Source organism: Micromonospora sp. NPDC003776 (assembly GCF_053605645.1).
Window position 1 is genome coordinate 1 of the sequence record NZ_JBSGJR010000437.1, and the last position, 6,121, is coordinate 6,121.

Annotated in this window: 5 protein-coding genes; 2 read left to right on the top strand and 3 right to left on the bottom strand. The window is 72.9% G+C overall.

Going from position 1 to position 6,121, the window contains the following annotated elements:
* The first annotated feature begins 218 nt into the window (after positions 1–218).
* The gene (locus tag ACWEVO_RS27360; protein ID WP_452310370.1) at positions 219–1,475 is read left to right on the top strand and encodes an erythromycin esterase family protein; all 1,257 of its coding nucleotides are present in this window, start codon (positions 219–221) and stop codon (positions 1,473–1,475) included.
* A gap of 64 nt (positions 1,476–1,539) precedes the next feature.
* Here ACWEVO_RS27360 and ACWEVO_RS27365 read toward each other — a convergent pair whose 3' ends face one another.
* The 3 genes from ACWEVO_RS27365 to ACWEVO_RS27375 all read right to left on the bottom strand — a co-directional run bounded on the left by ACWEVO_RS27365 (position 1,540) and on the right by ACWEVO_RS27375 (position 4,777).
* On the bottom strand, positions 1,540–3,720 hold the full coding sequence (locus ACWEVO_RS27365; RefSeq protein ID WP_452310371.1) for an MMPL family transporter: 2,181 nt from the start codon (positions 3,718–3,720) through the stop codon (positions 1,540–1,542).
* Between the two features lie 35 nt (positions 3,721–3,755).
* Complete coding sequence (locus ACWEVO_RS27370) at positions 3,756–4,301, bottom strand: TetR/AcrR family transcriptional regulator (RefSeq protein WP_452310372.1); 546 nt, start codon at positions 4,299–4,301, stop codon at positions 3,756–3,758.
* Between the two features lie 80 nt (positions 4,302–4,381).
* On the bottom strand, positions 4,382–4,777 hold the full coding sequence (locus ACWEVO_RS27375; RefSeq protein ID WP_452310373.1) for a winged helix-turn-helix transcriptional regulator: 396 nt from the start codon (positions 4,775–4,777) through the stop codon (positions 4,382–4,384).
* An 80-nt stretch (positions 4,778–4,857) separates the two neighbouring features.
* On the opposite strand from ACWEVO_RS27375, the gene ACWEVO_RS27380 reads away from it, so the two are divergent.
* Positions 4,858–6,121 (top strand): MFS transporter (locus ACWEVO_RS27380; protein WP_452310374.1); only part of this gene is annotated, 1,264 nt, incomplete at its 3' end.

Below are 6,121 nucleotides of genomic sequence, written 5' to 3' on the forward strand. Positions count from 1 at the left end.
CTCGGACCGGTTTCCCCTGTCGCACTGGAAGCGGGACCTGCTGGAGCACCGACCCAACGGCCGGGTGCTGGCGTACGACCGGCGCAGCGGGCGGAACTCCTGCCACTGCACCCCGGTGACGGTCATGCCGCCCGGCTACCCGCTCTCCTCGCCGCCATGCCGCCGGCCGCCAGCAGTTCGCGGCGGTTTGCCCGGACGGGTCCCGGGTAGCCGTGGGCATGCTGGTTCAGCGGCTCGGCGCGCCGAGCGACTTCGACCCGTTGCTGGAACGAGTCCGGGACGCCCGCATCGTCATGATCGGCGAGGCGACGCACGGCAGCTACGACTACTACCGGCTGCGCGAGCAACTGACCCGGCGACTCATCGCCGAGCAGGGCTTCGACTTCGTGGCGGTGGAAGGGGACTGGCCGGACTGTGACCGGGTGCACCGTTCGGTGGTGGGCGCTCCCGGTGGGCTGGCCGATCCGATGGCCGCGCTGGAACGCTTCGAACGCTGGCCCACCTGGATGTGGGCGAACGCCGAGGTGGCCCGGTTCAGCCGCTGGCTGCGGGCCTGGAACCTCGAACGCCCCGAGGGGGAGCGGGCCGGCTTCCACGGGCTGGACGTCTACAGCCTGTGGGAGTCCATGCAGGCGATCTTCGACTACCTGGGCGAGGAGGAACCGGCCGCGCTGGAGGCGGCGCAGGAGGCGTACCGCTGCTTCGAGCCGTACGGCAAGCGGGTCGAGGAGTACGGCACGGCCAGCCGGTTCGTCTCCGCGCGCTGCGAGGAGGAGGTGGTCCGGCTGCTGGCGCGTACCCGGGAACAGGCCGCCGCGGACGGTCCCGACCGCTTCTCGGCCTGGCAGAACGCGGAGGTGGTGGCCGGCGCCGAGCGCTACTACCGGGCGATGGTCAGCGGCGGGCCGGAGTCGTGGAACGTGCGGGACACCCACATGGCCGACACCCTCGACCGGCTGCTGGATCTGTACGGCCCGGGCTCGCGCGGCATCGTCTGGGCGCACAACACCCACGTCGGCGACGCCCGGGCCACCGACATGGCGGCGGACGGCATGGTCAACATCGGGCAGTTGGGCCGGGAGCGGCACGGCCGGGACGCGGTGGCGCTGGTCGGCTTCGGCAGCTACCGGGGGACGGTGGTCGCCGCCCCGCGCTGGGGTTCGCCGGCCGAGGCGATGGTGGTGCCGCCGGCCCGGGAGGGTTCGGTGGAGCGGCGGCTGCACGAGTTGATGCCGGAGCGGGCGGTGCTGGTCTTCGGCGGCCCGGAGCAGCCGGAGTGGGTGACCGGCGAGGCCGACCACCGGGCCATCGGGGTGGTCTACGACCCGAGCTTCGAGTCCTGGGGCAACTACGTGCCCACCCGCCTCGGCGAGCGCTACGACGCCTTCATCTGGTGCGACGAGACGACGGCCCTGCATCCGCTGCCCGCCCTCACCACGCCTGGGGAAATGGAGACCTACCCCGCCGGTGTGTGAGGGGAGGCGTGAGGAAGGGCCCCCTGCTATACGCCAGGCGTTAACAGGGGGCCCCTCCTTGCACTCACACCCCGGCGGTCTCCTTCTCGGCGAGGTGGGCGCGCAGGCCCTCGCCCTCGACGTCGACGTTGGGCAGGAGCTTGTTCAGCCAGCGGGGGATCCACCAGGCGGCGTTGTTCAGCAGCGACATCACCGCCGGGACGATGGTCATCCGCACCACGAAGGCGTCGATGGCCACGCCGATCGCGAGCGCGAAGCCCATCGACTTGATGATCGGGTCCTCCAGGAAGACGAACCCGCCGAACACCGAGATCATGATCAGCGCCGCGGCGGTGACCACCCGGGCGCCGTGGCCCATGCCGTTGATGGTGGCCTGTCGGGCGGTGTCGCCGTGGACGAAGTCCTCGCGCATCCGGGAGACCAGGAAGACCTCGTAGTCCATGGCCAGGCCGAACAGGATGCCGATGAGCAGGATCGGCAGGAAGCTGACCAGCGGGCCGGGCGTGTCAAGCCCGACCAGGTCGGCCAGGTGGCCCTGCTGGAACACCGCCACGGTGATGCCGAAGGTGGCCGCCACGGTGAGCAGGAAGCCGAGCGCGGCCTTGACCGGTACCAGGATCGAGCGGAACACCAGCATCAGCAGCAGCACCGAGAGGCCGACGACGAGCAGCAGGTAGATCGGGAGCGCGGCGGAGAGCTTCTCCGACACGTCGATGCCGATCGCGGTGACGCCGGTGAGCAGCACGTCGGCGTTCCTGATCCCGCTGACCTTGTCGCGGATGTCGTGCACCAGGGTCTCGGTGGCCGCGTCCGTCGGGCCGGTCTTCGGGATGACCCCGATCAGCGCGGTCCGGCCGGTGGGGTCGAGCTGCGGCGGAGCCACCGCGAGCACCCCGTCGGTCCGCTGGACCAGCGCGGTCACCTGCGGCACCGCGGCCTGCGTCGCCTGCGGGGAGTCGCCGGTGACGACCACCGCGAGGCGGCCGGTGAAGCCCGGACCGAAGCCCTCCCGGATCAGCTCGTTGCTGACCCGGGCCGGGGTGCCCTCGGCGGCGGTGGCCGCGTCGGGCAGCGCCAGGCGCATGTCCTGGGCGGGAATCGCGAGCAGCCCGAGGCCGAGCAGGCCGACCAGGATGACCGGGATCCGGAGCTTCGTCACCCACCGGGCCCAGCGGAACCCGAAGCCGGACCGGTCCTCCGAGCCGGTGGCGTCGGACTCGATCGCGTCCTGCCCGCGCAGCTTGCGCGGCAGTACCTTGCGGCCGGCGAAGCCGAGCAGCGCCGGGGCGAGCGTGATCGCGACCAGCACCGCCACGGTGACCGTGCCGGCGGCGGCCAGACCCATCACGGTGAGGAACGGGATGTTCACCACGGCGAGGCCGGCCAGCGCGATGACCACGGTGGCGCCGGCGAAGACCACGGCGGAGCCGGCGGTGCCCACGGCCCGGCCGACCGCCTCCTCCGGGGAGAGCCCGTCGAGCAGGTTCTGCCGGTGCCGGGAGGTGATGAAGAGCGAGTAGTCGATGCCGACCGCGAGGCCGAGCATCAGGGCCAGGATCGGCGCGGTGCTGGTCAGCTCGACCGCGCCGCTGAGCGCGAAGAGGCCGGCCATGCCGACGCCGACCCCGATCAGCGCGTTCAGCATGGTCATCCCGGCCGCGACCAGGGAGCCGAAGGTGATGACCAGGACGATCGCGGCGACCACCACGCCGAGGGCCTCGGTCGAGCCGACCTCCGGCTCGGCGTTGAGCACCTCGCCGCCGGGGGCGATCTGCCAGCCCTGGGCCTCGGCCTGCGCGCCGACCTTCTCGTACGCGTCGCGCTGGCTGGTCGTGACGTCGTCGGCCCGGCCGGCGAACTGCACCTGGATCAGCGCGTACCGGCCGTCCGGGGTGAGCGCCTTGACCTGGTACGGGTCGACCGCGCCGACCACGCCGGGCAGCGTGGCCGCCTCCTGGGTGACCTGCTTGACCACGGCCTGCCCCTGTGGGGTGAGCAGTTCGCCGGCCTGGGGGGCCTTGACCGCGATGGTGCCGGTGGCGCCGCTGGCCGCCGGAAACCGGTCGGCGAGCAGGTCGATGGCCCGCTGGGACTCCGTGCCCGGCATGGTGAAGTTGCTCGCCGTCGGGCCCTTCAGGGTGGCCGCGGCGATGCCGAGACCGACGAGTACGACGAGCCAGACGACGGCGACGAGTCGCCGGCGCCGCAGGGATGCCCGGCCGAGCCGGTACAGCAGGGTCGCCATGAAGGTTTCCTTTGTCCTCGGGGTTCGGATTCGGGTCAGGTGGTGGGTTCGAGCGCGCGGTGCGCCACGGCCAGCAGCGCGGGGCGCAGCTCCTGGTCCGGGATGTCGAGGAATTCGCCGCAGGTCTCCGCGATGCCGGCGAGGACCACCAGGGCGGCGATCCGGGCGGCGGGGCGGTCGGAGTGGCCGGCGAAGGCCGCGATGAGCCGTTCGGAGATCTGCTGGACGTGCGCGAACGCGGGCTGCTGGAGCAGGTCCGGGAACTCGCCGCGGAGCAGCGCGATCTCCCGACGGAAGCGCACCGCCAGGTCGACGAAGCCCTCGGCGGCCACCCGCTGGGCGTCGGCGCCGGTCCGCCCGGCGATCCGCGTGTCGAGCTCGTCCAGCATCGCGATGGCGGGTGCCATCAGCTCGCTGAGCAGGGCTTCCTTGTTGGCGAAGTGGTAGAGCACGGTGGCCTTGGAGCAGCCGACCTCGCGGGCGATGTCCTGCAACGAGGTGCCCTTGTAGCCGGTGACGGCGAAGCGCCGCCCCGCCGCCGCGAGGATCTCGTGGTGGGTCTCCGATACCGCCCGTGCCATGCCCTCCAGCATGCCTGACCGATCGGTCAGGTGCTGACCGATCGGTCAGACTCGTCGCGTGGGCTTCGCCACAGCCGCGCTCAGTCGGCCGGCGCCCCGTGCTCGCGGTCGTACGCCGTCCGGGCCGCCCCGATCGACTCCCGGTGCCGCTCCGCCCACTCGGTCAGCGCCACGAGGGACTCGTAGAGTTCCAGCGCCATCGGGGTGGCGATGTACTCGACCTTGGGCGGCACGGTCGGATACACGTGCCGGCGCAGCAGGCCGTCCCGCTCCAGGTTGCGCAGGGTCAGGGTGAGCATCCGCCGGCTGATCCCCTCGACCTGGCGCTCCAGTTCGGTGAAGCGGATCGGGCCCTGCGAGGCCGCGATCAGGATGCCGATGCTCCACTTGCCGCCGACCCGGTCCAGCGCCTCGCGCACCGTGCAGGCACGGGCCTGCTGAGCCGTCACGGTCACACAGCTGTTCCCCTGGGACATCGAAGTGCCTCCTTCCGCTCCGCCTCATGGTCACAGACGATGGCCTCGGTAACAAATCGTGCACCAAGGAGGCGCCTCCCATGACGGGGACACACCGCTGGCCCGCGCTGCTCGTGCTCTGCGCCGGCAGCCTGATGATCATCCTGGACGGCAGCATCGTCGCGGTCGCGCTGCCGGCGATCCAGGCCGACCTCGGCTTCCCGCCCGCCGGACTGGCCTGGGTGGTGAACGCGTACCTGGTCGCCTTCGGCGGGCTGCTCCTGCTGGGCGGCCGGCTCGGCGACCTGCTCGGCCGGCGGCAGGTCTTCCTGGCCGGGGTGGCCCTGTTCACCCTCGCCTCCCTGCTCTGTGCCGTGGCCACCGGACCGGCCGCCCTGGTCGCGGCCCGGTTCGTACAGGGCCTCGGCGGCGCCCTGACCACCGCGGTGAGCCTCGGCATGATCGTGCGGCTCTTCCCCGAGGCCGCCGAGCGGGCCCGGGCCATCGCCGTGTTCAGCTTCACCGGGGCGGCCGGCGCGTCGCTCGGCCTGCTGGCCGGGGGAGTTCTCACCGACCTGGCCGGCTGGCGGGCGATCTTCCTGATCAACCTGCCGATCGGCGGCCTGATCGTGCTCGCCGGCGTACGGCTGATCGTCCGGGAGCCGGGGATCGGACTGCGGGCCGGCCTGGACCTGGCCGGTGCGGCGCTGGTCACCGCCGGGCTGATGGCCGCGGTGCTGGCCATCGTCGGCGCCGGGGAGCACGGCTGGACCTCGGTACGCACCCTGGGCGCCGCCGGGCTCGCCGCCGTCCTGCTCGCCGGGTTCGCGGCCCGGCAGCGGGCCGCCGCCACCCCGCTGCTGCCGCCCCGGGTGCTGCGGGCACCGGGCCTGGTCGCCGCCAACGCGGTGCAGTTCCTCATGGTGGCCGCCTACTTCGGCTTCCAGTTCCTGCTGGCCCTGCACCTGCAACTCGTGCTCGGCCTCGGACCGGCGGCCACCGGCTTCGCCTTCCTGCCCACCCCGCTGGCCATCGCCGTGGTGTCGCTGGGCCTGGCCGGCCGCCTGGCGGGCCGGTTCGGCGCCCGGCGGGTGCTGGTCGGCGGGCTGGCCCTCGCCGTGCTCGGCTTCCTGCTGCTGGCCCGCCTACCGGTGGACGCCGGCTACGCCCGCGACGTGCTCCCGGCGCTGCTGGTCTTCGGCGTCGCCGGTGGACTGACGCTGCCGGCCGTCACCACGCTCGCCATGGCCGGCGCGGAACCGGCCGACGCCGGGCTCGCCTCCGGCCTGGCCAACACCACCCAGCAGGTGGGCGGAGCGCTCGGTCTCGCCGTCCTCGCCACCCTGGCCGCGGCCCGCACCGACG